At 69.5% G+C, this 26443-nt stretch carries 23 protein-coding genes; 15 read left to right on the forward strand and 8 right to left on the reverse strand.

The window, feature by feature from the left end:
• Positions 1 to 46 precede the first annotated feature (46 nt).
• Positions 47 to 802 (forward strand): EI24 domain-containing protein, encoded by a 756-nt coding sequence (locus tag ACWF7A_RS36860; RefSeq protein WP_452255127.1) that lies wholly within the window; start codon positions 47 to 49, stop codon positions 800 to 802.
• Here ACWF7A_RS36860 and ACWF7A_RS36865 read toward each other — a convergent pair.
• Positions 792 to 2744 (reverse strand): beta-propeller domain-containing protein, encoded by a 1953-nt coding sequence (locus ACWF7A_RS36865; RefSeq protein WP_452255128.1) that lies wholly within the window; start codon positions 2742 to 2744, stop codon positions 792 to 794. The two genes, ACWF7A_RS36860 and ACWF7A_RS36865, sit on opposite strands and share 11 nt — an antisense overlap.
• A 55-nt stretch (positions 2745 to 2799) precedes the next feature.
• Positions 2800 to 3606, reverse strand: a complete 807-nt coding sequence (locus ACWF7A_RS36870; protein ID WP_452255129.1) for a S1 family peptidase — start codon at positions 3604 to 3606, stop codon at positions 2800 to 2802.
• Positions 3607 to 3778: 172 nt separating this feature from the next.
• On the opposite strand from ACWF7A_RS36870, the gene ACWF7A_RS36875 reads away from it, so the two are divergent.
• The 6 genes from ACWF7A_RS36875 (at position 3779) to ACWF7A_RS36900 (ending at position 11233) form a co-directional block, all read left to right on the forward strand.
• Complete coding sequence (locus ACWF7A_RS36875; RefSeq protein ID WP_452255130.1) at positions 3779 to 4153, forward strand: FKBP-type peptidyl-prolyl cis-trans isomerase; 375 nt, start codon at positions 3779 to 3781, stop codon at positions 4151 to 4153.
• Positions 4154 to 4295: 142 nt separating this feature from the next.
• Positions 4296 to 4829, forward strand: a complete 534-nt coding sequence (locus ACWF7A_RS36880; RefSeq protein WP_452255131.1) for a YbaB/EbfC family nucleoid-associated protein — start codon at positions 4296 to 4298, stop codon at positions 4827 to 4829.
• Positions 4830 to 4864: 35 nt separating this feature from the next.
• The gene (locus ACWF7A_RS36885) at positions 4865 to 5173 is read left to right on the forward strand and encodes a type VII secretion target (RefSeq protein ID WP_452255132.1); all 309 of its coding nucleotides are present in this window, start codon (positions 4865 to 4867) and stop codon (positions 5171 to 5173) included.
• Positions 5173 to 9207: a hypothetical protein gene (locus tag ACWF7A_RS36890; protein WP_452255133.1), complete on the forward strand. Its 4035-nt coding sequence runs from the start codon at positions 5173 to 5175 to the stop codon at positions 9205 to 9207. Before ACWF7A_RS36885 ends, ACWF7A_RS36890 begins: the two co-directional genes overlap by 1 nt.
• A 15-nt stretch (positions 9208 to 9222) precedes the next feature.
• A complete protein-coding gene (locus ACWF7A_RS36895) occupies positions 9223 to 10080 on the forward strand; it encodes an immunity 49 family protein (RefSeq protein ID WP_452255134.1) in 858 nt (285 codons plus the stop codon).
• Between the two features lie 256 nt (positions 10081 to 10336).
• Positions 10337 to 11233: a hypothetical protein gene (locus ACWF7A_RS36900; protein WP_452255135.1), complete on the forward strand. Its 897-nt coding sequence runs from the start codon at positions 10337 to 10339 to the stop codon at positions 11231 to 11233.
• A 9-nt stretch (positions 11234 to 11242) separates the two neighbouring features.
• Here the strand turns inward: ACWF7A_RS36900 and ACWF7A_RS36905 are convergent, their stop codons facing one another.
• Positions 11243 to 11911, reverse strand: coding sequence for a hypothetical protein (locus tag ACWF7A_RS36905; protein WP_452255136.1), 669 nt, complete (start codon positions 11909 to 11911; stop codon positions 11243 to 11245).
• A 53-nt stretch (positions 11912 to 11964) separates the two neighbouring features.
• On the opposite strand from ACWF7A_RS36905, the gene ACWF7A_RS36910 reads away from it, so the two are divergent.
• Positions 11965 to 12510 carry an HdeD family acid-resistance protein gene (locus tag ACWF7A_RS36910; RefSeq protein WP_452255137.1) on the forward strand — a complete coding sequence of 182 codons (546 nt, stop codon included), beginning with the start codon at positions 11965 to 11967 and terminating at the stop codon, positions 12508 to 12510.
• On the opposite strand, the gene ACWF7A_RS36915 is transcribed toward ACWF7A_RS36910, so the two are convergent.
• Positions 12452 to 13621 (reverse strand): glycosyltransferase 87 family protein, encoded by a 1170-nt coding sequence (locus ACWF7A_RS36915; protein WP_452255138.1) that lies wholly within the window; start codon positions 13619 to 13621, stop codon positions 12452 to 12454. The genes ACWF7A_RS36910 and ACWF7A_RS36915 overlap by 59 nt on opposite strands.
• Before the next feature lie 156 nt (positions 13622 to 13777).
• Between ACWF7A_RS36915 and ACWF7A_RS36920 the strand changes: the two genes are divergently transcribed.
• The 3 genes from ACWF7A_RS36920 to ACWF7A_RS36930 are packed head-to-tail and all read left to right on the forward strand — an operon-like array spanning position 13778 to position 15423.
• A complete protein-coding gene (locus ACWF7A_RS36920; protein WP_452255139.1) occupies positions 13778 to 14362 on the forward strand; it encodes a DNA-binding protein in 585 nt (194 codons plus the stop codon).
• 28 nt (positions 14363 to 14390) lie between these two features.
• Positions 14391 to 15047: an RES family NAD+ phosphorylase gene (locus ACWF7A_RS36925; RefSeq protein WP_452255140.1), complete on the forward strand. Its 657-nt coding sequence runs from the start codon at positions 14391 to 14393 to the stop codon at positions 15045 to 15047.
• 22 nt (positions 15048 to 15069) lie between these two features.
• Positions 15070 to 15423, forward strand: a complete 354-nt coding sequence (locus ACWF7A_RS36930) for a hypothetical protein (protein WP_452255141.1) — start codon at positions 15070 to 15072, stop codon at positions 15421 to 15423.
• Here ACWF7A_RS36930 and ACWF7A_RS36935 read toward each other — a convergent pair.
• Both ACWF7A_RS36935 and ACWF7A_RS36940 read right to left on the reverse strand, forming a co-directional pair.
• A complete protein-coding gene (locus ACWF7A_RS36935) occupies positions 15406 to 17445 on the reverse strand; it encodes an ATP-binding protein (protein WP_452255142.1) in 2040 nt (679 codons plus the stop codon). The genes ACWF7A_RS36930 and ACWF7A_RS36935 overlap by 18 nt on opposite strands.
• Positions 17446 to 17493: 48 nt before the next feature.
• A complete protein-coding gene (locus ACWF7A_RS36940) occupies positions 17494 to 19353 on the reverse strand; it encodes a S9 family peptidase (RefSeq protein WP_452255143.1) in 1860 nt (619 codons plus the stop codon).
• Positions 19354 to 19442: 89 nt separating this feature from the next.
• Here ACWF7A_RS36940 and ACWF7A_RS36945 point away from each other — a divergent pair, with 89 nt between their 5' ends.
• Entirely contained in the window at positions 19443 to 20645 is a 1203-nt protein-coding gene (locus ACWF7A_RS36945) for an amidohydrolase family protein (RefSeq protein WP_452255144.1), read from the forward strand.
• Here ACWF7A_RS36945 and ACWF7A_RS36950 read toward each other — a convergent pair whose 3' ends face one another.
• Positions 20646 to 21650, reverse strand: coding sequence for a TerC family protein (locus ACWF7A_RS36950; protein ID WP_452255145.1), 1005 nt, complete (start codon positions 21648 to 21650; stop codon positions 20646 to 20648).
• Between the two features lie 529 nt (positions 21651 to 22179).
• Here ACWF7A_RS36950 and ACWF7A_RS36955 point away from each other — a divergent pair.
• The 3 genes from ACWF7A_RS36955 to ACWF7A_RS36965 are packed head-to-tail and all read left to right on the forward strand — an operon-like array spanning position 22180 to position 26019.
• Complete coding sequence (locus tag ACWF7A_RS36955; protein ID WP_452255146.1) at positions 22180 to 24855, forward strand: alpha/beta fold hydrolase; 2676 nt, start codon at positions 22180 to 22182, stop codon at positions 24853 to 24855.
• Positions 24848 to 25096, forward strand: a complete 249-nt coding sequence (locus ACWF7A_RS36960; RefSeq protein WP_452255147.1) for a hypothetical protein — start codon at positions 24848 to 24850, stop codon at positions 25094 to 25096. The genes ACWF7A_RS36955 and ACWF7A_RS36960 overlap by 8 nt, the downstream gene beginning before the upstream one ends.
• Positions 25093 to 26019 (forward strand): ABC transporter permease, encoded by a 927-nt coding sequence (locus ACWF7A_RS36965; protein ID WP_452255148.1) that lies wholly within the window; start codon positions 25093 to 25095, stop codon positions 26017 to 26019. The genes ACWF7A_RS36960 and ACWF7A_RS36965 overlap by 4 nt, the downstream gene beginning before the upstream one ends.
• A 1-nt stretch (position 26020) precedes the next feature.
• On the opposite strand, the gene ACWF7A_RS36970 is transcribed toward ACWF7A_RS36965, so the two are convergent.
• Positions 26021 to 26413: a VOC family protein gene (locus ACWF7A_RS36970; RefSeq protein ID WP_189159708.1), complete on the reverse strand. Its 393-nt coding sequence runs from the start codon at positions 26411 to 26413 to the stop codon at positions 26021 to 26023.
• Between the last annotated feature and the right edge of the window lie 30 nt (positions 26414 to 26443).

The following is a 26443-nucleotide window of genomic DNA, read 5'->3' on the forward strand; positions in this document are numbered from 1 at the left end:
GCTCCACCTGGCCTCGGCACCGGACGAAAGCGACTATCCTGCGGCCGTGATCAAGGACTTCGGTGCCGGTGTCGGTCTGCTGCTGCGCGGCTTCAGCCTGGTGTTCAGCTCGCCCAAGCGCGTGCTGATGGGAGCGCTTCCCGCGGTCATCACGGCGGTGCTGATGCTCACCGGCTGGGTGGTGCTGTTCACCAACATCGACGCGGTCGCCGGCTGGCTCACCGGGTTCGCCGACTCGTGGAGCGACACCTGGAAGAGCATCGCCGAGATCGCCGTCGGGATCTCGGTGATCGCGGCCGGGCTCGGCCTGAGCGTGCTGCTGTTCACCGCGATCACGCTCATGATCGGCGGCCCGTTCTACGAGTACATCTCCGAAGAGGTCGAGGACGAGCTCGGCGGTGTGCCGGACGCGGAGCAGATCGGCTGGTGGCGCGGGTTCGTCGTCGGCCTGCGCAGCACCCTGCTGCTGGTCGGCACGTCGATCCTGTTCGCGATCCCCCTGTTCTTCTGCGGGTTCATCCCCCTCGTCGGCCAGACCGTCGTGCCCGTGCTGGCCGTGTGCATCAACGGTTACCTGCTCGGCATCGAGCTGACCGGCATCCCGTTCACGCGCCGCGGCCGGACGTTCAAGCAGCGCAGGCAGATCCTCGCGACGCGCCGCGGGCTGGTGCTCGGGCTCGCCGTGCCGACCTACCTGCTGTGCCTGATCCCGCTCGCCGCGCTCGTCGTCATCCCGGCGGCGATGGCAGGCGGCACGGTGTTGTCGCACCGCCTGCTCAACGGAGACCGCGCTACCGCGTGAACGGCAGCCAGGCCTGCTGGGCCAGGCCGTTGCGCGCGTTGACCTGCACGCCCGCGTTCGAGATCGACCACAGCTGGTCGCCGATCACGATCGTGCGCCGCTGCCCGCCGCCGTACTCCTGAGTGGACGGTTCGACGATCTTGCCGCCGTCGCGCAGCTGGGTGCCGTCGAGGCGCAGCACCAGCGAGGAGACCTCGTAGTAGGTCTTGTAGGACGACACGGGGATCACGAGGGTGCCGTCCTGCGGCCAGAAGAGGAACGCGTGCGGGTCGAACTGGGCCTCGGAGCTGCTGCCCGGCAGGTGGTACTGCGCGATCCGCCGCGGTGACGCGGGGTCGGCCACGTCGAACAGCGACACCTGCGTGCCCGTCGTCCTGCCCTGGTCGGTCGCCTCCTGGCCGACGCCGATCAGCTTGCCGTCGCCCGCGGGGTGCAGGTAGGCGGAGAAGCCGTTGATCTTCAGCTCTCCCATGACCTTCGGCTGCCGCGGGTTGCCGAGGTCGAGGGTGTAGAGCGGGTCGGTCTGGCGGAACGTGACGACGTAGCCCATCTTGCCGATGAACCGGACGCTGTAGATCCGCTCACCCTTGCCGAGGCCACCGACCTGGCCGATCTTCGAGAGCTGGTTGCCGTCGCGGCGCAGCGTCGTGACGAAGCTCTCCGACGGCGCGGGCCGCTGCGGTGGAGCCACGTCCCCGGGCATCCGCCAGCAGCAGCGGGTCTCCGTGCCCGTCGTGGTGGCTACGCGCAGCACTCCCTCGTGCTCGGACAACGAGTACTGGTTGAGCAGCGTGCCGTTCACGTCACCGGACGCCACGTGCTTCGGCGGACCGGGCTTGCTGATGTCGAACTGGTGGATCGCCGTGGTGACCGGCCGCTGAACCGGTGGCCTCGAGGGGAGTTCCGGCAGCAGGCGGTGGTCGTCGGCGATGTAGAGGGTGCGGTCGGTGCCGTAGACGGTGTCGCCGTCGGCGACGATCGAGACCGGCTGGCCCGTGCCGAGCTGACCGGAGAGCTCGAACGTCAGCACGGTCAGCATCGACGTGCCCGAGTGCACGACGGGGTGGCTGACGTTCGCGCAGTCGACCAGGGTCCCGCTCGACTCGGCGCCGCTCTCGTTCAGCTCGTAGCGCGGCAGCCACGACGTGATGGGCTCGTTCTGCAGGATCTCCTTGTTGCGGCGCAACGATCCCGCTTCGTTCGTCGTCTGGTCCGGGTACACCCACTCCATGCGCGGATGCGAGCGGACGACGACGCGGGCGGTGCCGCCGATCTGGCGGGCGTCGAGGTAGAAGCCGTCGGTCTTGAGGCTGCTGATCTCCTTGAGCCCCTTGAGGTCCACGAGAACGAGCTCGGTGCCGGACTGCGGCGCGAACGACGGGCGGTCGGTCGGCACCGTCGGCTTCATCATCGGTACCTGGCCCTCGGTGACCACGAGAGCGCGGTCGCCGGAGACCAGCAGCTGGCTCGCGCGGCGCTCGCCGAGGTCGACGGTACCGGTGATCGCCCTGCTCGCCACGTCGATCACGCGCAGCTTGCCATCGGCGATGGAGACGACGCGTTTTCCGTCCGTCTTCACGATGTCCGGCTCGTCGACGCCCTGCTCGTGGACGTTCGTCGTCGAGTGCTCTTGCTGCTGCGCGGGCGGCGTCGCGGCGGTGGGCGCGTCGGGCGTGGCCTTCTGCGCGACGCCCGCGCTGCTGTCAGTGGCCTCGGAGAACATGACATTGCTGCCCCCGAGGCCGTACGCGGTGACGTACGGGGCCATGGCGCGGCGTAGTTCGGCCACTGCGTTGTCGCAAGAGTCGAACGCGACGAGACGCACCGGCCCGTAGTCCACGATCGGTGGTGGTGCGAGGGTTTCGTCCCGCACCGCGGAGCTCACGCACACTCCGGCGACGGCCAGCACGGCGGCACCGGCCAACAGCTTCTTGCCGTTCATGGTGTGAGGACGTAAGCGGGGCCGGGAAGGGTTGCCCCTTCCCGGCCCCGACTTTCTACAGCTGTGCCTGGATCTGCGCCGCATAGGTGGAGACGCGGGAGTAGACGCCGGGGTAACCGGCGGCCGCGCATCCCTCGCCCCACGACGTGATGCCGATCAGCTTGCCACCGGCCACGAGCGGGCCGCCGGAGTCGCCCTGGCAGGTGTCGGTGCCGCCCTGGGTGTAGCCGGCGCACACCATGTGGGTCGCGTTGAAGTCGCCGCCGTACGAGCTGGAGCAGCTGGAGTTGCTGGTCAGCGGCACGGTGGCGCGCAGCAGGTAGCGCGACGCCGGACCGTTGGAGGACGTGGTGCCCCAGCCGAGGATCGTCGAGCTGGTGCCCGCGGTGTAGAGCGCGCTGTCCGCCGAGGTGGCGAACGGGAGCGGGGTCTGCGACAGGTTGCGGTCGAGCGTGAGCACCGAGACGTCGTAGCCCAGCGTCACGTCGCGGTAGCTCGGGTGGATCCAGATCCTGGTGACCCGGGCGACGGTGCCCGCGGTGGAGTTCTTGTCGTCGCGGCCCGCCACGACCCGGACGGCGGACGGCGAGTCGCCCACGGTGCAGTGCGCGGCGGTGACAACCTTGTTGGGAGCGACGAGAGTGCCGCCGCAGTACTGGAAACCGCTGCTCGTGGCCAGGTAGACGACCCAGGGGTAGGTGGACGTGCTCGCGCGCGTGCCACCGACGATCTGGGTGCCGAACTCGCCGTCGGCGGTCGGAGCCGGAGCTGCTTCGGCCACGCTGACGCAGGCCATGGACAGCGTTGCCGCCGCCAGTGCCGCGCCGAGCAGAGACCGGAGGCGGTGCAGGGTTGCCGCCATGATCGTCTCCTTCTTCTGTTGTGTACCTCCGGCTGCGGGGCCGGCGGGTCATTAAAGAAAGACATGAGTCACGTAGGGCCGGGTAGGGCTGGTCCGCGTAGGCCATTCGGCCGCGCGCGCCCGCGCGTGATTGGATCGACCGCGAACAACCCCGTTCCGAGAGGAAGTTGTGATGGCCCCCACGAAGCCCGAGGTCGACCCGCACGACGGCCAGGCGCCCGCCGACCTGCTGATCGAGGACATCACCGTCGGCGACGGCGCGGAGGCCACGGCCGGCCAGTTCGTGTCCGTGCACTACGTCGGTGTCGCGCACTCGTCCGGCGAGCAGTTCGACGCCTCCTGGGACCGCGGCGACGCGTTCCAGTTCCCGCTCGGCGCCGGTCGCGTCATCCAGGGCTGGGACCAGGGCGTCCAGGGCATGAAGGTCGGTGGCCGTCGCAGGCTGGTCATCCCGCCGCACCTGGGCTACGGCGAGCGCGGTGCCCCCGGTGCCATCAAGCCCAACGAGACGCTGATCTTCGTCGTCGACCTGCTGGGCGTGAACTAGCACGTTTCGCCGGCGGCGTCCCACTGGTTCTTTCAGTGGGACGCCGCTGGTCTTTCCGGCCGATTTGGACTCGGGGTGGAACGAGATCGGATTCGGCTGCGTCATCCTTTGAGTCCGCCGCAGCTTCAGGAGGGAACCACCGGTGCCCGAGGACATCGCCGGGTCCGAGCAGATGCTCGCGAACTGGAACCAGAACATCCAGGAACGCGCCGCGCGCTACCAGGAGATGGCGACGCGCGTCCAGGGGATGACGATCTCCGAGCGGTCCTCGGACGGTTCGATCGAGATCCTGGTCGGGTCCAACGGGATCCTGCAGAACCTCGTGATCAACGAGTCCGCCTCCGGCAAGCGCATGTCCGAGGTGAGCGGCGAGATCATGAAGCTGTTGCAGCGCGCGCAGTCCCGGATCCCCGAACTGCTGCAGGAAGCCATGGCCGAGACCATCGGCACCCAGGACGAGACGGCCAACGTGTTGTTCAACGAGGCCAAGAAGAACTTCCCCGCGCCGCCCGCCGAGGAGCCGACGCGCACGCCGTACGACCACAACGAGATCAACTTCCGGGTCGACGACGACCCGCCTCCGCCGTCCAGGCCCACTCCACCGCCTCCGCCGCGCCGTCGCCCGCCCAGGGACGACGACGACGAGGACTTCGGCGGGGAGTCCGTGCTCACCTGATCTTTCTGTCCGCTGCTCGAACTTGAGGGGGTTCGATGACTTCCGGTGGTTTCAACGTCACCTCGGACGTGCTGGAAGCGCACGCCAAGGCCTTGGAGGGCCTGCACGGGCGTTTGCAGGGGGCAGTGGACGCGGCGAACACCGTGTCGATGCCGACCGACGCGTACGGCATCATCTGCCAGCCGTTCCGGATGCTCCTCGACCCCGTCGAGCAGTGGGGCATGGACGCGCTCAAGGGCGCGGCGGAGGCCATGGACGCCACCGCCAAGAAGATCAGCGCGACGGCCAAGCACTACCAGGAGATCGACGACCAGATCACCCGCGCCTTCAAGGGCGGCGCCTGATGACCACTCCGAACCCGTTGGTGGCGCAGGCCCCCGCCGAACCGTCCGGTTTCTTCAACGCCGGCACGGGTGACAACGGCTGGGCGACCGGCTTCTCCATCGCCGACTCGGCGATGGACGCGTACAAGGGCATCTCCGAGGGCAGCTGGATCGAGGGCGGCCTCGGCGTCGTCGGCCTGGTCGCCGACGCCGCCTCGATGGCGATCGACCCGTTCGGCACGCTGCTGTCGTCCGCGGCCTCGTTCCTGATGGAGCACATGCAGCCGCTGAAGGAGGCGCTGGACTGGCTGGCGGGTGACCCGCCGGTGATCCAGTCGTACTCGACGACGTGGGGCAACGTCTCGCAGGAGCTCGGCAAGATCGCGGGCGACTACAAGTCCGCCGTCGACGGCACCGGCGAGTGGACCGGCGCCGCGGCCGACGCCTACCGCAAGGCCGCCGGCGAGCAGCTGGACGCGTTGTCCGGCGCGGCTTCCACCGCGGGTTCGGTCGGCACCGTCGTGGGTGTCATGGGCATGGTCGTCGGGTTCGTGCGCGAGATGGTGCGCGACCTGATCGCGGACCTGGTCGCGAAGCTGATCACGTGGGTGCTCGAAGCCGTCTTCACGCTCGGGTTCGGCACGCCGGTGATCGTCGCGCAGGCCGTGACCGCGATCTCCAAGTGGGCGACGCGCATCGGTGAGCTGATCCAGAAGCTCATCAAGACCATCAAGAAGGTCTCGCCGCTGCTCGGTCGTCTCGTCGAGATCTTCACGAAGATCATGAAGGTCGTCGGCAAGCTGGTCGGCAAGGTGACCGGTCTCGACGTGATCTCCACGAAGTCCATCAAGCCCGGTGGTCTGTTCCAGAGCACCAACACGCCCGACCTCCCCTCCGGCGGCCGTGGCACGCCGTCGTCTCCCGACGGCTCGCCTTCGTCCACTCCGGACGGTTCGCCGTCGTCGAACTCCCCGACTTCTCCGTCCTCCCCGACTTCTCCGACTTCTCCGTCCTCTCCGTCCTCTCCGTCCTCTCCGGACAGTTCGCCTTCCTCGCCGTCCTCCACGCCGGACGCTCCTTCGCGCGCTCCCGACAGCTCGTCGCCGTCCTCCGCGACCCCGCCGTCGGCACCGTCACGCACGCCCGACAGCCCGTCGTCGCCGGACGCCCCGTCTCCCTCGCGCACCCCGGACGCCCCGTCCCCGTCGCGCACCCCGGACGGCTCGGCTCCCGGCGCCCCGTCGCGCACCCCGGACACCGCCTCGCCCACGTCGGCGCCGCGTTCGCCCGACAGCGCTCCGTCCTCGCCCGCGGGCCCGGGCGGGCCTTCCGCCGGCACCCCGCACGCCCCCGCCGCCCCGTCGTCCACCCCGGACGCGCCCGCTCCCCGCAACACCGGCCAGACCGTCCAGTCCTCGGTGGCACCGCCGGAGGCCCCGGCCCGCGCGGACGTCCCGACCGCCCCATCCGCACCGCGATCCCCGGACGGCTCACCGTCGGTCCCGGCCCAGTCGGGTCCGGTGGGCGGCGCCCCGAACGCGGGCGGCAACGCCCCGTCCTCCCCGGCGGCACCCCGTCCCACGGCCGGCGGACCTGGCTGGACCGGCACCCCGGGCAGCCGAGGAGACCTCGGCTCGGGCGCTCCCGCCCCGCGCACGCCGGACGCCTCGACGTCGGCGGCCCGGGCAGACGCCCCGGCCCGCCCGTCGACGCCGTCGGCACCGCAGATGCCCCACTCCCCGTCGACGCCATCCGCGCCGTCCGCGCCGTCGATGCCGTCCGGCGGCGCACCGCACGCACCTTCGGCAGGCACTCCGCACGCACCTTCAGCGGGCGCTCCACACTCCCCGTCGGCCGGCGCCCCGAACGCGCCCCGCACCGACGCGACGCCGCCGAGCCGCGCCACCACCCCCTCGGCCGCGGCACCGACCCACACCCCGTCCGCGACGGCCCCGCACGCTCCTTCGACAGGGACCCCGCACTCCCCGGGATCGAACACCCCGCACTCCCCATCGGCACCGCAGCCGCGCACGGACGCCACACCCTCGCGCCCCACCGGCGGTCCCAACGCACCGCACAGCCCCAACACCCCGTCGCGTCCCGACGCACCGCACAGCGGCACCACAGCACCGTCGTCGCGTCCTGACGCGCCGCACACTCCGTCGCGACCGGACGCACCACACAGCGGTCCCAACGCACCGTCGCGTCCCGACGCACCGAATTCACCGCACAGCCCGAACACCCCGACCACCCCGTCGCGTCCCGACGCACCGCACGGCGGTCCCAACTCGCCGTCGCGCCCCGACGCTCCCCACCGCCCCGACGCCCCGTCCCGACCGGACGGCAGCGGCCCCGGCAACCGACCGGACGGCTCACGTCCCGACGGCAACCGTCCCGACGGCTCGCGTCCTCACAGCCCCCAAAGCCCGGACGCGCCCCGCTCCCGCGGCGCCGACACGGCAGCACCCCCGCACCGCCCGGACGCCGACGCGCCGCACCAGCCGGACGCACCCCACCACGGCCCGGACGCCGACAGGCCGCACGACGGACCCGACGCCGACAAGCCGCACGACGGCGACGCCCCCGGCAACAACGACCCGGACACGCCGCCCGCGGACCGTCCCACCCCGGAGCAGGCGCACGCCCGCCACGCGGAGAACACCCCGGCCGGCGTCTCCCACCACGGCGGCGACCCCGACATGGGCGACCTGCCCCACCGCGTCCCCAACGACCCGCGCTACTTCACCGCCGACGTCCACATCACCCCCGACGGCAGGGCGCGCGTCGGCGGCCACGACTACACCCCCGCCGAGTACGCCGACATGCTCCGGCGGGCCGGTTACGACGGCAGCAGGCCTGTCCGCCTGATCGGCTGCGACGCCGGCAGCAACGACTTCGCCCAGCAGCTCTCGAGGCACCTCGACGCCCCGGTGCTCGCCCCCACCAAGCCCGCTTGGACCGACAGCCACGGCCGTGTCTTCACGAGCGACCCCGAGATCCTCCCCGACGGCACCCGCCAGCCGAAGATCCCGCCGAACGGCGAGTGGGAGACGCACCACCCCGACGGCTCCAGGTCCAGGACCGGTGACGACGGCTTCGCGCCCGGCACCCACGACAAGGACAAGGACGTCGACCCGTCCGACGCGCGCGACCGCATGGCGCAGCGGCAGATCCCGGACACGCCGGTCGAGATCGAGACCCGGAACCCTCCTGCCCTGATGGAGGAGAAGCTCAAGGACAAGGACTTCCGGGACAAGTACTACGACGGCCCGAACAGCAACGGCGACTACAGCCGCAAGAACGCCAACCAGGTCGACGCCAACGGCGACGACGTGCCGAAGCTGGTCGAGAACCCGAAGGGCTCCGGCAACTTCGAAGCGTCCTCCGACGCCTACACACCGGCGAAGTTCCGCGACGACATGCCCGAGGTCAAGCACGACGCCACCCCGGAGCAGAAAGCCGCCGCGAAGGACATCATCGACCGTCGCGAAGCCTCGCTCGAACGCACCAAGACCGCCGAAGACGCCTATCAGAAGGAGATCGACGGCGGCCGCGACGCCAACCAGGACACGGTCGACGAACGTCGTGCGGCGCATCACGAACGCACCGAGGTCGGCGAGGAGCTCGGCGAGCACGCCGCGGCTGATGCCGTGCGCGACTCCTTCCCGCCGGAGAAGTTCGACGTCAAGCCGCTGCACGACCCGGACCTGAAGGGCTCCGGACGTTTCGACCAGATCTACGAGGTCCACAACAAGGACACCGGCGAGACCAGGATCGTGGTCGTCGAGGCCAAGGGTCCCAACGCCGACCTCGGCACGCGCAGGGGTGCCGACGGACTCAACTACCAGCAGGGTCACCCGAAGTACGTCGACAGCGTCATCGAGAACATGGCGAAGAACGGGACTCCTCAGGAAAAGGCACTCGCCCAGGACCTGATGGACGCCCGCGAGGACGGACTGCTGGACTACACCGTCGCGAAAGCACGGGTGAACGGCAGCGGGCCGACCGCCGAGTACGGTGGTTATTCGCAGAAGCACTTCGATCTGTCGGAGTAGGAAAGGATCCGTGTGGTGGTCACCGTCGCTCGACACGAGGTCGACGCTGCCAAGGCGCAGGAGCAGGTGGAGTACTACGCCGGCAACAGGGAGCGGCGCCTCGTCCGGGTCGAGCGGAGCCCGAAGGCGCTCTACTTCCTGCAGGAGGGCGCGACGATGGAGGCGGCCAGCCGCACGATTCTCGATCCCTCCGCCGCGTCCGCGGTGACGTGGGAGGCGGTCGGCCTGGCCATGCAGGCCTCCTCCGCGATGTTCGTCGCGGCGAGCAAGGACGAGGGCCAGGTCACCTTCAGGATCCTGGACAAGGACTTCACGGTCCCCGCCACCGGACCCACCCAGGACACGACGGCGGGGACGTGGCAGAGGGCGATGGCCCTGGCCATGATCTGCCGTGAACGCCAGCGCATCGACGTGCTCGCGCAGACGCCGGTCGACGCGCTGCGAGCCAGGAGCGGCGCCGCGGACGAGTTCCAGTTCGACTGGATCACTGCGCTCCAGCTCTACTGGCGTTCCGAGGACGGCCTGATCGACGCGCTGCTGCGCGCCATGAGCGGTGCCGACCCCGAGGCGGACACCGTGGCGGGCGCCGCCATGGTCGCGGAGGTCCTCTACCCGCCCATGGAGCTCTTCTACCTGCTCACCCAGCGCGAGGACGAGAAGTTCAACGAGTCGCTCGCCAAGGCCCTCGAGCTCCACAAGCGGTACTGGACCGCGACCACCGAACGCCGCAACGACCCCGAGGGCTTCGTCGCGTGGAGGGTGCTCGCCATCGTCTGCCTCGCCAAGGACGCCGGCGTGGACGTCGCGGTGGCATCGGACTACCTCCCCGGGCACCTCGTCGACGGAACCTGGGTCGGCGAAAAGCAGCTGTAGGCCCCTGTCGCGGGAGAGTTCCACGACACGTCGGCGAGGCACTGGCGCAGGTGACCGCCGCCCATCGCCCTGGCCGTCCGCGGCCGGGACGACGGCGTGCCGATCGAGGTCCGGCCACCTGCCCGACCTCGGGAACCGCCGGGCCTGACACCTACTCAGAGTTGTGTGAACGGCGCGGGGTGTGTGACCGCCCCGCGCGCGTCGCGGTGGCCCGATAAGATCAGCGGGCTTTCACGGGGAGAGGGGCGAGGACCACATGAGCCAGCCGGCGACACCGCTGAGCGAGCAGGACCAGCAGCAGTTGGTGCGGCAGATCGGCCGTGCCATGCTGCCGGCCGTACCGCAGGGCTGGCAGCGCATCCGGGCCGAGTACCGGGCGGCGGGCAGGCACATCGAGGTCGACCTGGCGTTCGCCGGGCCCGACGGCCAGCTGCGCCCGGTGCGGCCACCGATGGACGTGGTGCAGATGTTCGGGCACCTGCGCGGGGGCATGTACCACCCTGAGCGCGGCACCTGGCTGAGCGCGACGTACGAGATCGAGGCGCCCGCGGCGTTCACGGTGGACTTCAACGCCGAGGACGAGCCCCGCTGGCGCAACGCGCCGCCGCCCATCGGTTTCCGCGACGAGCTGCAGACGTTCCCGCGGCCGGACCGGCAGATCCCGGACTGGTGGCGCCAACGCGTCGGCCTGCCGCCGCTGCCCGCTCCGGAGCCGGAACCCCAGCAGCCGCAGCAGGAGTACCAGGTGCCGGCCGAGCAGCCGGTCCCGCAGGCGGGCGGTGGCGAGCTGCGCACCGCGCGCGTGTACGACGGCAAGAACGACGACGGCCGCATCATGGTGAACCGTCAGCCGGTCGACCCGCAGCTGCTCGAAGGGCTGCTGAACTACCTCGAGTCGGCGCCGGTCGTGCTGGCCGCGCGCAGCTACGACCTCGACGAGTTCTCGCAGAGCGGCGAGCAGGACGTGCCGCTCAACTTCCGCACCGACGGGACGTGGATCTGGGCCGGTGCCGTGCCGCACTACCTGCGCAAGTACGGTCTGCCGCCGGAGCCCGAGCTGGTGGCGCACGCCGTGGCGCGCGGTTTCCAGGTCGCCGAGGTGAACGAGCAGACGCAGGACCGGGCGGTCTCGATCATCACGGGTCAGGGCTAGTGGTGTGACTCAGAACGTTGCCGGTGTATTCGTGGTCAGACGGGTGTCTCGTGGTGCCGCCCCCACGTCCTCGTACTGGTTGTACGGGGGCGTGGGGGCGGTGCCGCGAGGCGCCCTGCTGGGCGCGGATGCGCCGCCCACGTTCTGAGCCACACCACTGGCCAGGGTGTGGAGGTACGCCTCTCCCCGCGGGGAGAGGCGATACCCCACCTCGAGGGACTCGGTGAGCCCCTTGGCTTTGAGCTTGCGGACGTCCGCCTTGAACGGCAGCTTCTCGCGGCCGACGGACGCGGCCAGGTCCGCGGCCCGCACTCCGGGGTTCGCCGCGATCAGCCGCAGCAACGCCAGAGCGTCCTCCTTCAGCACCAGTCCGTCCACATCGGACGACGAACGCAGCTCGATGCGTGGGTCCTCGCCCACGAAACGCAGGCGGATCCGGTAGAGCGAGCCCTCCCGTCCGTCCACTGAGGACTTCAGCGCGGTCACCGTCGGGAACCCGGCCGCGACCGCCTCGGCACGGCTCACCCGCGACACGACGTCCACCGCGTCGATCGCCAGGACGCCCCACGACGTCCGCAACGTCCCTCCGGCACGCACAGTCGGCCGTGTCCAGCGCCGGAACTGCAGCGTGATCTCGCCGGACCGGATGCGTTCCCAGTCAGCCACTCGGATCAGCACCGGACGAGGGTCTCAGGTTGCCGGGCACCGCGACAGCCGAGACCATCCTGACCATGCAACGGTGGTGGCTCTTCACGGTGCGCGGAGTGTTCGCTGTCCTGTTCGGTGTGGCGGCCCTGATCTGGCCCGGCCTCACCCTGCTGGCGCTGATCATCCTGTGGGGCGCGTACGCGTTCTTCGACGGCGCGATGATGCTGTACCTGACGGTGACCCACAAGGAGTGGCCCGCGCGCTGGGCGCTCGGTCTCATCGGCGCACTGGGCCTGGTGACGGGCCTGATCGCGCTGTTCTGGCCGGGCATCACGGCGACGGCGTTGCTGCTGCTCATCGCGGTCTGGGCGCTCGTGACCGGCGTGCTGCAGATCATCGACGGGATCCGTCTGCGCAAGGTGATGACGAACGAGTGGTTCTACGTCGTCACGGGCGTGCTGACGGTGCTGCTCGGCGTCGTCCTGATCGTCAACCCGGCCGCGGGCGCGATGGCGTTCGTGATCACGATCGGCGTGTTCGCGATCCTGTGGGGCGTGGTGCTGGTGCTGTTCAGCCTGCGGTTGAAGCAGCTCGACGGCGGTCTCGCACGACCCGCACGACGAATGTGACCAGCACGGCGATCCCGACGAACACGTAGAGGTTGCCGACCAGCTGCTGCCACCAGGACCAGTCGCGTTCGACGTCGTTGTCGCGCGGGAACAGCCAGTGCGGTCCGATCGCGAACACCGCCACGATCGCCCACGAAGCCCAGTGACGGCGCAGCTCGGGCCGTGCGAGCAGCACGAGCGCGGGCGCGATCCACACCCAGTGGTGCCCCCACGACACGGGCGAGATCAGCAGACCGCCGATCGCCACCACGAAGAACGCCTCGATCTCCCCGACCCGCGACGCCAGCCACCACACCGTCGCCACGACCAGAAGCGCCAGCACGAGCCACACGCCGACCTGGGCGCCGTTCTCCAGGCCGAAGCGCGCCAGCGTGCCGCGGATGGCCTGGTTCGACGCGTAGGTGAGGCGCCCGACGCGGCCCGGGTCGAGCAGCGCGTGCGTCCAGTACTCCTTGGCGTCGCCGAACGAGATGAGGAATCCCACGACCACGAAGAAGAAGAACGAGCCGATGGACACGAACACGGGCTTCCACTGCCTGCGTGCCACGAAGAACAACGCGAAGAACGCCGGCGTCAGCTTGATCGCGGCCGCGAGCCCGATCAGCGCGCCACGCGGCCACCAGCGGGTGCGTTCGAGCAGGCAGTCGGCCATCACGAGCAGCCCGAGCAGCAGGTTGATCTGGCCGAACCACAGCGTCTCGCGCAGCGGGTCGAAGATCGTCGACACCGCCGCCGCGCCCAGCCCCCACCGCACGGCCCCGGGACCCCAGCCGAGCACGCGCTGCGCCGCGATCAGGCACAGCCCCGTGAGCATGGCGAGGTTCGCCGCCGCCACCACGAAGATCGCGACGCCGAGCGGGACGAGCGCCAGCAGGCTGAACAGCACCGCGGCGATCGGCGGGTAGGTGAAGGGCAGGTCGGGCCCGCCGAGCGGCTTCGCGAACCCCTCGACGTAGAGGGGGAGGTCCTTGAGGAACGCCGCACCGCCGTTGCGGTAGACGCGCAGGTCGAGCGACCACCCCTGAGGGCGGAGCATGACGAAGGCGAGCGAGGCCGCCATGACGGCGCCCCACACGACCACGACCCGCTTGGTGGTGCGGTCCAGCTGCATCCGGGAATGGTATCGATGTGCCACATGAGGCCCACGTCACCGGTCCCGACCGGGAATTCTCACGTAGCGTCGTCGCGTGGGCGCACAACGTCGAACGTTCGTGGTTGAGCCGTTCGTAGGGCGCACAAATGCGCACGCACGGGATATTCTGTGCGCATGAGTCCAGCCTTGGAGACGGTGCTGGCCAAGGCCGGCCTGCAGGTGAGTCCCGACGAGTTCCTGGCCCTCGTGACCGACGCGGCACGAAGGCTCGCCCCGCCGCACCCGGAACCGGCCACGTACTTCACGCCGGAGCAGCAGGCGGCCCTGACGGACGTGGGCCTCGACCTGTCGCCCGCGGGCCCGTCCGACGCCAAGCCCCGCACCCGCACGGTCGTGGCCCACGCGGTGCTGCGCGACTCGGCGCTGACGGTGAACGAGGCCGCGCGCCAGCTCCAGGTCGACACCAGCCGCATCCGCCACCGCCTCGGCGTCGGCAGGCTCGTGGGCTGGAAGGACAGGGGCAGCTGGCGCCTGCCCGCGTGGCAGTTCGCGGGCACCGGCGTACTACCGGGCCTCGAGACCGTCCTGGCGGAGATCCCGCAGGACCAACCGGCGCTCGTCGTGGCCGCGTTCATGACCACCCTCCAGGAGGACCTGCCCGTAGACGGCGAGCCCGCGACCCCGCGCGACTGGCTCCTCGCAGGAGGAGACCCGCGCCGGGTGGCGACCCTGGCCTCCACGCTCGGCACACCTGCCTGAGCGTTCCCGAACACCCGACAGGACCCGAATGTCACGGCTTCCGCAGCCGCCTGCCCCTGCCGTGCTCCAAGCGCACCTGCGCCGCACCGAGGACGTGGTGGCGGTGCACCGGGCGACCCGCCTGGTGCGCGTCTTCACCGCGAAGGGCTCGCATCCCCAGCGCTGGAACACGTTCCGCTACACGGGCCCGCTCCCCCACGCGCGCTTCGACGCGCAACAACCGGCCGACGACGGCTCACCGGCGCAGGACCACGAGAACGGCGTCCTGTACTTCGGCCTCTCGGTCCGCACGTCGATCGCCGAGGTCTTCCAGGCGACGTCGATCGTGGACCGCCGCACCCGCTCACCGTTCCTGGTGGTGCTGCGCCCTCGCCGCACCTTGCGGCTGCTGGACCTGGGCGGGCTGTGGCCCACGCGGGTCGGGGCTTCGCAGGAGATCTCCACGGGACCGAAGATCGTGACCCAGGCGTGGTCGCGGGCGATCCGGGCGGCCTATCCGGAGCTGGACGGGCTTTGGTACCGGTCGTCGATGGACTCCGGTGACCCGGCGATCTGCCTGTGGGACCCGCCCGGTGCGTCGGGGTTGCCGGCGGCGCCGGACGTGTTGCTGCCGCTGGACCATCCCGGGCTGGACCTGCCGTTGGCGCGGGTGTGCGAGGAGCTCAACTACACGCTGCTGGGGTGATCTGGTGGAACCTCGTGAACCCATGGGCACGCGAATGCCGGCCAGGGCTCGTCATGCGCATCGGCTGGAGGCGTGGACCGTCGCGGGCGATCTGCTCGGATCGTGGGAGGGACCAGACGCCTCCGACATCCTCGCCCTCGTCGCGAACTTTCCGACCGGTGAGCCGATGCGGTGTTACTCGCCTGAGTACGCGATCTGGGCGCACTCCACCGGCGGAGACGTGCTGTTCGACCTGGAGTTCTGCTACGAGTGCCACCGGGTGGGCGTGCGGGAGCAGGGTGATCGCCAACGCCTGGTGGCGTTCAACGCCGGCTCCTCACCAGCCCAGGAACTCCTAGCTCGCTTCAAGGCGTTCATCTCAAGCGAGCTCGGCTAGCTTCCGCCGCACGTCCGCCAGAGTCGCACGCTGCAACTCTTCGAGGATCACCAGCGCCTCCAGCCACGCGCTTCGCGCCTCGTCACGTAGGCCCCGCGCCAACTGGGCGTCGCCCATGCGTTCCAACGCCTCGGCTTCGCCCGGCCTGTTGCCGATGTGACGATGAATCGCCAACGCTTCCTGCGCGCTCTGCAACGCAAGCGCGTGCTCGCCCATCAGCGAGCGGATGTGGCTGATGGTGTTGAGAGCTTCGGCTTCACCGGTCTCGTCGCGAATCTCCAGGCCTCGATGGAGTTCGAGTGCCTCGGTCGAATGCTTCAGCGCCTCGGCAGGAGAGTTCATCGCCGCATAGCAGCGCCCGAGGATGTTGAGCGAGTAGCCTCGCCACGCCGCGTTGTCATCAGTCGGATGCAAATCCATAGCACTCGCCGCGTGCATCAGAGCGCGCGAGTGCATCTGCCGCTCTGAATACAACCACGACAACGCCTCGTGACACTGCGCTCGCTGCCTGCGGTCAGAAGTCTCGTCGGTGAAGCTGAGGGCCATCAGCAGCACGTCCTCGGCCTCCTCCCACCTCCCGAGCCGGCTGAGCGCCCTGCCCAGTCCTCTGTGGACTCGCGCCTGCACGAGCTGGTCCGCCAGCCGGTTCGCCGGAGCGATCGCCGCCCTGTACACGGACTCGTAACCGCCCCAGTGTCCCTGCGTGTCCAGGTAGCTGCGCATCGCCATGGCAAGCCGCCATGCGTGCTCGTCGAACCCCGCGTCAGCCGCATGGCTGACGAGCCCCGACAACACCGCGTGCTCCTCGGTGAACCACCGTGCGGCGTCTGCCGGACCGAGAAAGGTCAACGGGACGATCTGCGGGTCAGGTGCAGGCAGGTCGATGCTGATGCGCTGCGACACCAACGCGCGGTCTCCTGCCCACGCCGAGTGCAGGTAGAAGTCCAACACACGGCGCTGAGCTTCGTCGTCGCTGCCCGCCTGCTCTCGGGCGAACAACCGCAACAGATCGTGGAAGCGGAACCGACCCGACATGTACTCGTCCAGCAGGTTGGCGGCGACCAGTCGCCGCAACAGTCGTCGGCACTCCGCAGCCGAAATGCCGGCCAGCGCGGCAGCGGCCCGAACGTCGATGTCAGGACCGGGGTGCAGGCCAAGCAGCCGGAACACGCGCACGACGGGCTCGGGCAATGCGCGGACCGACCAGGAGAAGACCGACCTCGCGCTGAGCTCATGATCCCCGAGATCCAACGCCTCCAGCCGGTCGGCGCGCAGTTCAGCGGCCACCTCGGAGGCAGGGAGATGCGGTTCCTGCGCAATCCTGGCCGCCACGATGGCCAGTGCGAGTGGCAAGCCGGCGCACAGTCCGGCCACCTCGGCGAGCGCCGCGGAATCAGCTTCCCCGACTCGTGCCCTCAACAGCGCCGTGGATTCCTCAACTGTGAGACGGTCGAGCCGCAACGGCTTGGCATCGTGTTCCACCACCAGGCTGGACAACTGATTTCTACTGGTGACCAGCACGAAGCAACTCCGAGTGCCCGGCAGCAGAGGGCGCACCTGAGCGGCGTTGTTCACGTTGTCCAAGACCACGAGCACGCGCCGCTTGGCCACCATGCTGCGGAACAACGAAGCCTGCCCGTCCAGACTCATGGGCATGGCATCGCTCGAAACCCCGAACGCGTCGAGGAAGCAGCGAATCGCCTCATCGGGAGTCATCGGCTCCCGATCCGGCTCGAACCCGCGCATGTTCACGTACAACTGGCCGTCCGGGAACTGGTCGGCCACGCGGTGAGCCCAATGCAGTGCCAGAGCTGTCTTCCCGACACCGGCTGTACCGTTCAAGGCCGAGATGACCACTGCGCCCGAGTTGGCACGCGATTCCAGCTCAGCGATCTCGTCCCGGCGGCCGCTGAAGTTGCCGACAGCTGCGGGAAGCTGACGAGGAACGACGTTCTCGTGTGATGGGAGGCTCAGGTTCGAGCTCGCCCGCACAACCGCGCCGGACATCGGGTTCTCCTTCATCGGAACACCCTCGTGTCCGGCGCGGTCGCAGACCAGCGCCCGAACGGGTCAGGCCTTCAGGTAGCGGTCCCACCAGTCCAGCACGGCCTCGAACCGCTGCCGCCGATGCCGCGGCTGACCGGATCGGGTCAGCTCGTGCCCCTCGCCCGGGAAGATCAGCATCTCCGTCTCGACACCGCGCCGCTTCAACGCCACGAACATCCGCTGCGCCTGCTCCAGCGGGCACCGCCAGTCCTGCTCGGAGTGCACGACGGCGAACGGCAGGTTGATCTTCTCGGCGTAGGTCAGCGGCGACATCGCGCGCTGCGCCTCGGGATCGGTGCCGCAGTAGGCGTCGGCGAAGAAGTAGCCGATGTCGGACGAGCCGGAGAACGAGTCCCAGGCGTTGACGGCGCGCTCGGACCAGGCCGCGCGGAAGCGTTCGCCGTGGTGCGCGGACAGCCACGACGTCATGAAGCCGCCGTACGAGCCGCCCATCACGCCGACGCGTTCGGCGTCGGTGTCCTCGCGAGCCAGCGCGACGTCCAAAAGGGACAGCACGTCGTCCACGTCGACGGTGCCGAACTTGCCGATCACCGCCTGGCCGTGGGACTGGCCGTAACCCGCCGAACCGCGCGGGTTCGGCAGCACGACGGCGTAGCCCGCGGTGGCGTAGACCTGGGCCTCGTCGAAGAAACCCCAGCTGTGGTACATGAACGGGCCGCCGTGCACCGCCATGACGACCGGGTGCGGGCCGTCGCCGTCGGGCAGCACCAGCCAGCCGTGCACCGGGTAGCCGTCCGAGGCGGAGCCGTTCAGCTCGACGACGCGGCGGGCGGGCACCGACGAGAACGCCGTGCGCACACCGGTCCCGACGAACTCGACCTGGCCGACCTGGTCCGGAGTGGACACGACGGCGACCACGGTGGACCCGTCCGTGGCGAAAGAGCGGACAGCGGCCGAAGCACCCGCCAGCACCTCGCCGGGGCCGCCGTCGAACGGGATGCGGCGCAGCTCCAGGGCACCGCGGTTGCGCACGACAAGCAGCACGCCCGTCGCGTCGGCCACGGGCTGACCCGAAAGCCTTTCCACGTCAACGGTTTCGGTGTCGGTGAGACGGACGGGAGCGGAACCGTCCACAGGCGAGCGCCACAGGCCGAGGTTGCGCGCCACGGCGTCGATGCCGGTGAACTCGGTGCCCAGCCAGTAGAGCGAGTCGTTGGCCACGAACGGCATCGCGACCTCGCCGGCCCCGCGGACCAGCAGCGACACCGAGCCGCCGCCGGCCGGGACCGTGTAGAGGTCGGACTCCAGGGTCTCGGTGACGCCCAGGTCGCGCGGCGCGACGAAGACCAGCGTCGAGTCGTCGAGCCAGGCCGGGTCCGAGACGTCGTGGGTGCCGTCGGTGACCTCGGTGACCGCGCCGTCCAGGTCGACGACGTGCAGGCGCGGGCGGCGGTCGCCGAGGAAGCCGATGTCGTCGACGCGGTAGTCCAGGCGTGTGATGCGGCGCGGCGCCTCGGACTCGGGGCCGTCGTCCGTGGTGCCGTAGCGGCCGGCCTCGGGCACGCGGGCGACGAACACCAGGCGCGACGAGTCGGGCGACCACACCGGGGCACCGGCGCCCAGCGGCAGGTCGGTCAGCTTGCGGGGCTCGCCGCCGTCCACCGGAACGACGTACAGCTGCGGCTTCGACTTTCCACTGACGCGCAAGAACGCGACCAGCTTGCCGTCGGGAGAAATGCGCTGCGCATTGTCACGATCACCGTGCGTCCACGGTGTTGTCGTGCCGTCGGGGAACACCCGGTGCAGACCGCCCCGGTAGGTGTTCTTGTCGAGGTCGGGCGTGGTGATGCTGACCAGCACCAGGTCTCCGGACACGGCGACGGTGCCGGGCGTGGTGAGCAGCTGCAGGTCTTCAGGGCGCACGGCGTGGACGCTAACAGAACTTGTTAGCAAAGCTCAGAGTTATTTGTTGACCGATCACAAAAATTGACTCGCCGCATAGATTCCCGCGTATGACGCGCATCGTGTTCTCTGGGGGCAAGGTCTTCACCGGCCGGGCGAGCGAGCCCGGCGACGTGGTGGTCGAGGGCGACCGCATCGTCGACGTCGGCATCGGGCTCGACGGTGACACCGTGGTCGACGCGACCGGCCACACGATCCTGCCGGGACTGTTCGACTGCCACGTGCACTTCATGTTCAGCGGCGCCGACCTGGTGCGGTCGCTCAACACGCCGTTCTCGCTGCCGTTCTACGAGGCGATCGGGAACATGAAGGCGACGCTGCAGTGCGGCATCACGACGGTCCGCGACGCTCTCGGCGCCGACCTCGGTGTCGCGGAGGCGGTGCGGCGCGGTCTGGTCCAGGGCCCGCGCATGCAGATCGCGGTCAACATGGTCTCGCAGACCGGTGGCCACAACGACGACTGGATGCAGTGCGGCGCCCACGTCTCACCGCCGCTGCACCCCGGCCTGCCCGACACCGTCGCCGACGGTCCCGAAGAGCTGCGCAAGGTCATCCGCACGCTCGTCCGCCACGGCGCCGACATCATCAAGATCGCGTCGAGCGGCGGCGTGATGTCCCCGCGCAGCAACCCCCGTCACGCGCACTTCCGCGACGAGGAGATCGCGATGATCGTGCAGGAGGCCAACGCCGCCGGCATCGCCGTCATGTCACACGCGATGAGCGGCGACGGCATCCTCACGGCCGTGCGCAACGGAGTCCGGTCCATCGAGCACGGCGTGTTCCTCACCGACGAGGGCGTCGAGGCGATGCTCGAGAACGGCACGTGGCTCGTGCCCACGCTGATGGCGCCGCGCATGGTGCTCGACCAGGCCGCCGCCGGCATGGCGATCTCGGACGTCATCCTCGACAAGGCCAACGCCGTTGTCTCGCAACACTTCCAGTCGTTCCAGAAGGCCCACGAGGCCGGCGTGAAGATCGCGATGGGCACCGACTCCGGTGTCGGTCCGCACGGGGACAACCTGAACGAGCTGACGCTGATGGTCGAGTACGGCATGTCCCCGGCCGAGGCGCTCCAGGCGACCACCAGGTCGGCCGCCGAGCTCATGCGCCTGGAGAACGAACTCGGCGAGCTCGCCCCGGGCAAGCTCGCCGATCTCGTACTCGTGGAGGGTGACGCCGAACAGCACGTGAAGGCCGGAACGCTGAAGCGGGCCGTCCGCGCCGTCTACCAGAACGGCGTCTCCCAGCTGTAGCTAGTGGTTGGCGTCCGCCCCGATGTGCTTCGCGGCCTCGGGGTGGCGCTTCACCTTCCACAGGCTGGCGATCGTCGTGATCGCCAGTACGCCGATGATCACCGACAGCGAGACCTCGATGCCGATGGTCGGCACGTGGAAGGGCTCGCCGCCGTTGAGGAACGGCAGGTTGTTGGTGTGCAGGGCTTCCAGGATCAGCTTGACGCCGATGAAGCCGAGGATGACCGACAGGCCGATCGACAGGTAGACGAGCTTCGCGAGCAGGCCGCCGAGCAGGAAGTACAGCTGACGCAGGCCCATCAGAGCGAACGCGTTGGCCGTGAAGACCAGGAACGGTTCCTTGGTGAGGCCGAAGATCGCGGGGATCGAGTCGAGCGCGAAGAGCAGGTCGGTGGAGCCGATCGCGACCATCACGATGAACATCGGGGTCACGTAGCGCTTGCCGTCGATCTTGATGAACGAGTTCGAGCCGTGGAAGTCGTCGGTGACCGGGAAGACCTTGCGCACCATGCGGAGCATGAGGTTTTCCTTATACTCCTCTTCCTCGTCGTGGTTCTCCCGCGCCAGCTGCCAGCCGGTGTAGATGAGGAACGCGCCGAAGATGAAGAAGACCCAGCTGAACTGGCTGATGAGAGCCGCGCCGGCCGCGATGAAGATGCCGCGCATGACGAGCGCGAGCAGGATGCCGATCAGCAGCACCTTGTGCTGGTGGATCGCGGGCACCTTGAACGTCGTCATGATGATCAAGAAGATGAAGAGGTTGTCGACGCTCAGCGAGTACTCGGTGATGTACCCGGCGAAGAACTCCGTGGCGTACTGCCCGCCGGAGAAGTACCAGATCCCGAGACCGAAGAGGGCGGCCATCGCCACGTAGAAGATCACCCAGCGGGCGGCTTCACCGATCGTCACCTCATGGGGCTTGCGATCGACGATCACGAGGTCCACGGCTAGCAGAACGAGCAGACCACCGATCGTCGCGATCCACATCCATGCGGGGACGTTCACAACCCAACCTCCGGGATTCTCAGGGCATGCCAGATAAACCCGGAGGTCTCCTCCGCCGCCGAGATGATCTCTCGAACGACCGACGGCACCGGGACCTCGACACTGAGCTCCGTACTGACGACACCGCCGCTTAGGGAGTACTCCCCTCCATGCTGCGTGAATATTGTGCGCCATGGAGGTCGGTTAGCGCCACACAGGGTGAGCAGACGCACGCGACCAGGTGCAACGGGAATACGCGGGGTGTCGTTCGGAGTTGAGCGACCCACTACCTGAAGGCCTGCTGAAGATCCACTGATGCTGAGACCGCGACCGGATCCCGACAAGCCGTTCTCAGCAAAACTCGCATATCGTCATCGCTGTGTCCCGCCTCTCCCGCCTTCGCGGCAGGTGGACGATCCCCGCATTGATCGTGGTACTAGCCCTCGTCGCAGGTGGCGTGTACTTCACTCGATCCGGAGACGACCCCGTAGCCGTTTCCTTCAAAGAAGCGAACATCGACGCACCCGAGAGCCCTGACAGCGCTCAGACGGTGACGATCGAGACCCGCCTCTACCTCCCCCAGCAGACGCCCGCGCCCGCGATCATGCTCGCGCACGGTTTCGGCGGCAGCCTCCGCAGCGTGCACACGCAGGCCGAGGAGTTCGCACGACGCGGCTTCGTCGTGCTGACGTGGTCCGCGCGCGGCTTCGGCCGCAGCACGGGCCAGATCGCGCTGAACTCCGTCGACCGCGAGGTCCGCGACGCGCAGAAGCTCCTCGACTTCCTCGGCACACGTGACGAGGTGGAGAAGGACAGCGGCGGCGACCCCCGCGTGGGCGTGACAGGCGCGTCGTACGGCGGTGCGCTGTCACTCCTGCTCGCGGGCGTCGACAAGCGCGTCGACACGATCGTCCCTGTCATCACCTACAACGACCTCGCCCAGTCGCTGCTGCCGAACTCGGCGCTGGCGACACCGCGTGCGGACGCCACCCCGTCCGCGACCGCGTTCGGCGAGGACGGCGTCTTCAAGCGTTCGTGGGCGGGCATCTTCTTCTCGGCGGGCATGACGTCGATCGACCTCTCGTCGCCCACGGGTGACGCGCCCGAGCAGGGCCAGCGGGAGCCGAGCCAGAACTCCGTTCAGGCGCCGCAGCAGCAGCCCGGTGGCAACTCCGGGGGCCAGGGCCAGCAGCCGCCGACGCCGTCCCTCGGCGCGTGCGGCCGCTTCACCCCCGAGGTCTGCACCGCCTACACCGAGGTCGCCACGACGGGCAGTGCGTCACAGCAGACGCTCGACCTGCTGCGCAAGTCGTCCCCCGTCGCCGTGGCGGACCAGATCAAGCAGCCGACGATGCTGGTGCAGGGCGAGCAGGACACCCTGTTCGGCCTCGACCAGTCCGACGCCACCGCGCGGCAGATCGCCGCGGCCGGCGGCCAGGTCAAGATGGTCTGGTACGCGGGCGGCCACGACGGCGGCAACCCCGGCACCGCGCTGCGCGGCCAGATCGCCGACTGGATGGACTTCCACCTGCGCGGCAAGGGGACCGACCCCGGCACCGGCTTCGAGTACACGGTGCAGGGCGCGTTCCGCTCGTCCGGCCAGCCGTCGCTGCGCACGGTCATCGCGCCGTCGTACCCCGGTCTCGCCCAGGGCTCGTCCACCGAGCGCAAGACGCTGAAGCTCACGGGACGCGAGCAGGTCGTCGTGAACCCGGCGGGCGGCAACCCGGCGTCGATCAGCAACCTGCCGGGCCTCGGTTCGGCGCTGTCGCGGTCGTCGGCGATCTCGTCGCGGCTGTCGCTCGACATGCCCGGCCAGGCCGCCGTGTTCACCTCGGAGGAGCTGACCTCGCAGGTGCTGCTGACCGGGTCGTCGACGGTGAAGCTCAAGGTCGCCCGCGGTGACCAGAGCTCCGGCGAGGCGATCCTGTTCGCGAAGCTCTACGACGTCTCCGCGGACGGCACCCGCACGCTGCCGGGCTCGATCGTCGCGCCCTTCCGCGTGGCGCTGCCGCCGGACGGTTCCGCCGCCGAGGTGACGGTGACGCTGCCGGGCGCGGTGCGTCCGGTGGAGAGCGAGCACAAGCTGGCTCTCGTGGTGTCGACGACGGACCAGGCGTTCGCGAACGCCGAGCAGCCCGCCGCGTACCGCATCTCGCTCGCCTCCGACGAGATCTCGGTGCCCGTGGTGCCCGGTCGCAACGTCACCGAGGGCTTCCCGACGGGTGCTCTCTGGGGCATCGTGATCGCGCTGCTCGTGCTGATCGGCTCGGGCGTCATCGCGTTGTTCCGCCGCCGCATGGCGCAGGACTCGGACCCGGACCTCGCGGACGTCCCGCTGGTCATCTCCAACCTCACGAAGGCCTACCCCGGCGGCGTGAAGGCGGTGACGGACCTGTCGTTCCGCGTGGAGCACGGCATGGTCCTCGGTCTGCTCGGCCCCAACGGCGCCGGCAAGACCACGACGCTGCGCATGGTGATGGGCCTGATCCACCCGTCCGAGGGCCACATCCGGGTCTTCGGCCACAAGGTCACGCCGGGTGCTCCGGTGCTGTCGCGCATCGGTTCGTTCGTCGAGGGTTCCGGCTTCCTGCCGCACCTCTCGGGCGCCGCGAACCTGCGCCTGTACTGGGCGGCGACGGGCCGGCCGGTGGAGGAGGCACACGTCGAGGAGGCGCTGGAGATCGCGGGCCTCGGCAAGGCGGTGCACCGCCGCGTGCGCACGTACAGCCAGGGCATGCGCCAGCGGCTCGCGATCGCGCAGGCGATGCTCGGCCTCCCGGACCTGCTGATCCTGGACGAGCCGGCCAACGGTCTCGACCCGCCCCAGATCCACCAGATGCGCGAGGTCCTGCGCCGCTACGCCGCGGCGGGCCGCACGGTCGTCGTGTCGTCGCACCTGCTGGCCGAGGTGGAGCAGACCTGTTCGCACGTGGTCGTGATGCACAAGGGTCAGCTCGTCGCCGCCGGCGAGGTGGCCGACATCGCGGCGGGAGGCGGCGAGGCGACGTTCCGCGTCGACTCCCCCTCAAAGGCAGCCGATGTCCTGCGGAGCCTCGAAGGCGTGCACGACGTGCACGAGGACGAGGGCGCCGTGCACGCGTCGATGAACGGCGTCCCGCGCTCCGTCGCACTGACCGCTCTCGTGGCGGCCGGTGTGGCGGTGGACCAGGCGGGCCCGCGACGCAGGCTGGAAGACGCGTTCTTGGAGCTGGTCGGTGAATGACTTCCTGATGGCAGCGGCGTCCGCGACGGACGCCCAGGCCGAGGCAGAGGTCCCCTCGTCGAGCGAGCGCACGTTGCTCGCCGGCGAAGGGGGACCCCTTGACTCAATTATCCCAGTCGGCACCGACAGTTCCGGCGCCGAACAGCCGCCCGCGGCCGCGGTTTCGCCCGTGGTGAAAACAGTCCTCACGGCGAACCCGAACCGCACCAAGGCACCGATCCGGCAGGAGGTGGACCAGTGAACAACAACGGCGTCCACACCGACCCCGGCGCGCTCAACGACCTCACCGACGCGGCCGCCCAGCAGCACACCAAGGTGGCGCCGGACGGCTCGTCGGTCGGGTACAAGGCGCGCCGCACGCTCCGCATCCACGTGGAGCTGCAACGGCAGATCCGCCGCCGCAGGACCCAGCTCGTGCTGGGTTTCCTGGTGCTGCTGCCGTTCATCCTCGCGGCGAGCTTCGAGATCGGTCAGTCCGACCCGAACCGCCGCTCCGGCGGCTTCGTCGACCTCGCGACCGCCAGCGGCATCAACTTCGTGGTGCTCACGCTGTTCGTGAGCAGCAGCTTCCTGCTGCCGATGATCGTGGCGCTGTTCTTCGGCGACACGATCGCGTCCGAAGCGTCGTGGTCGAGCCTCAAGTACCTGCTCGCCGCACCGATCCCGAGGCACCGCCTGCTGCGCCAGAAGGCCATCAGCAGCGGCATCCTCAGCGTCTTCGCCCTCGCGCTGCTCCCCGCGGTCGCGCTGGCCGTCGGCGTCGTCTGGTACGGCACGGGCGAGGTGGTGAGCCCGACCGGCGAAGCCGCCCCGTTCGGCGACGGCGTGCTGGCCATGGCGTTCGCGGTCGTCTACATCTCGATCAACCTGTTCTGGGTCGCCGGCCTCGCGATGTTCCTGTCCGTGTCCACCGACGCGCCTCTCGGCGCGGTCGGCGGCACGGTGCTCGTCTCGATCGTGTCGCAGATCCTCGACCAGATCGAGCCGCTCGGAGACCTGCGCAACTACCTGCCGACGCACTACGCGATGGCGTGGGCCGACCTGCTCTCGACCGACATCGACTGGTCGGAGATGACCCGCGGCACGTTCTCCGCGCTCGTCTACGGCGGCGTCTTCACGCTGCTCGCGGCGCGCGTGTTCAAGACGAAGGACATCACGAGCTAGCTCACTGCACGCAGAACTCGTTGCCCTCGGGGTCGAGCATCACGACCCAGTGGCCCTTGTTGTCGTTGAACTCCTGGACCTTCGTGGCACCAAGGGAAACGAGCCGATCAACCGCCTCCAGCCCGGCGTTCACGTCGAGGTGGAGGCGGTTTTTCGCTGTTTTGCCCTCGGGCACGCGCTGGAAGAAGAACCGCGGGCCGGCGCCCTCGGGGTCGATGATCGCCGAGTAGTCGTTGACCGACTCGAACGGGATGCCGTTCTTGACCGCGAAGTCCTCCCACGAGTCGAACCCGGGAGGGGGCGGCTGCACCACGTAACCGAGCGCCTCCGCCCAGAAAGCAGCCAGCTTGCCGGGGTCCGCCGCGTCCATCGTGACCTGGATTCCGATTGCCATGCCGCCACCGTAGAGACCAATGCGGACAAC

The organism is Lentzea sp. NPDC055074, assembly GCF_053608005.1.

What these genes read in the sequence shown, in the direction of transcription:
- ACWF7A_RS36865 (WP_452255128.1), bottom strand. Translation starts at nt 2,744, where the DNA reads ATGAACGGCAAGAAGCTGTTGGCCGGTGCCGCCGTGCTGGCCGTCGCC.
- ACWF7A_RS36870 (WP_452255129.1), bottom strand. Translation starts at nt 3,606, where the DNA reads ATGGCGGCAACCCTGCACCGCCTCCGGTCTCTGCTCGGCGCGGCACTG.
- ACWF7A_RS36875 (WP_452255130.1), top strand. Translation starts at nt 3,779, where the DNA reads ATGGCCCCCACGAAGCCCGAGGTCGACCCGCACGACGGCCAGGCGCCC.
- ACWF7A_RS36885 (WP_452255132.1), top strand. Translation starts at nt 4,865, where the DNA reads ATGACTTCCGGTGGTTTCAACGTCACCTCGGACGTGCTGGAAGCGCAC.
- ACWF7A_RS36890 (WP_452255133.1), top strand. Translation starts at nt 5,173, where the DNA reads ATGACCACTCCGAACCCGTTGGTGGCGCAGGCCCCCGCCGAACCGTCC.
- ACWF7A_RS36900 (WP_452255135.1), top strand. Translation starts at nt 10,337, where the DNA reads ATGAGCCAGCCGGCGACACCGCTGAGCGAGCAGGACCAGCAGCAGTTG.
- ACWF7A_RS36910 (WP_452255137.1), top strand. Translation starts at nt 11,965, where the DNA reads ATGCAACGGTGGTGGCTCTTCACGGTGCGCGGAGTGTTCGCTGTCCTG.
- ACWF7A_RS36915 (WP_452255138.1), bottom strand. Translation starts at nt 13,621, where the DNA reads ATGCAGCTGGACCGCACCACCAAGCGGGTCGTGGTCGTGTGGGGCGCC.
- ACWF7A_RS36920 (WP_452255139.1), top strand. Translation starts at nt 13,778, where the DNA reads ATGAGTCCAGCCTTGGAGACGGTGCTGGCCAAGGCCGGCCTGCAGGTG.
- ACWF7A_RS36925 (WP_452255140.1), top strand. Translation starts at nt 14,391, where the DNA reads ATGTCACGGCTTCCGCAGCCGCCTGCCCCTGCCGTGCTCCAAGCGCAC.
- ACWF7A_RS36930 (WP_452255141.1), top strand. Translation starts at nt 15,070, where the DNA reads ATGGGCACGCGAATGCCGGCCAGGGCTCGTCATGCGCATCGGCTGGAG.
- ACWF7A_RS36935 (WP_452255142.1), bottom strand. Translation starts at nt 17,445, where the DNA reads ATGAAGGAGAACCCGATGTCCGGCGCGGTTGTGCGGGCGAGCTCGAAC.
- ACWF7A_RS36945 (WP_452255144.1), top strand. Translation starts at nt 19,443, where the DNA reads ATGACGCGCATCGTGTTCTCTGGGGGCAAGGTCTTCACCGGCCGGGCG.
- ACWF7A_RS36970 (WP_189159708.1), bottom strand. Translation starts at nt 26,413, where the DNA reads ATGGCAATCGGAATCCAGGTCACGATGGACGCGGCGGACCCCGGCAAG.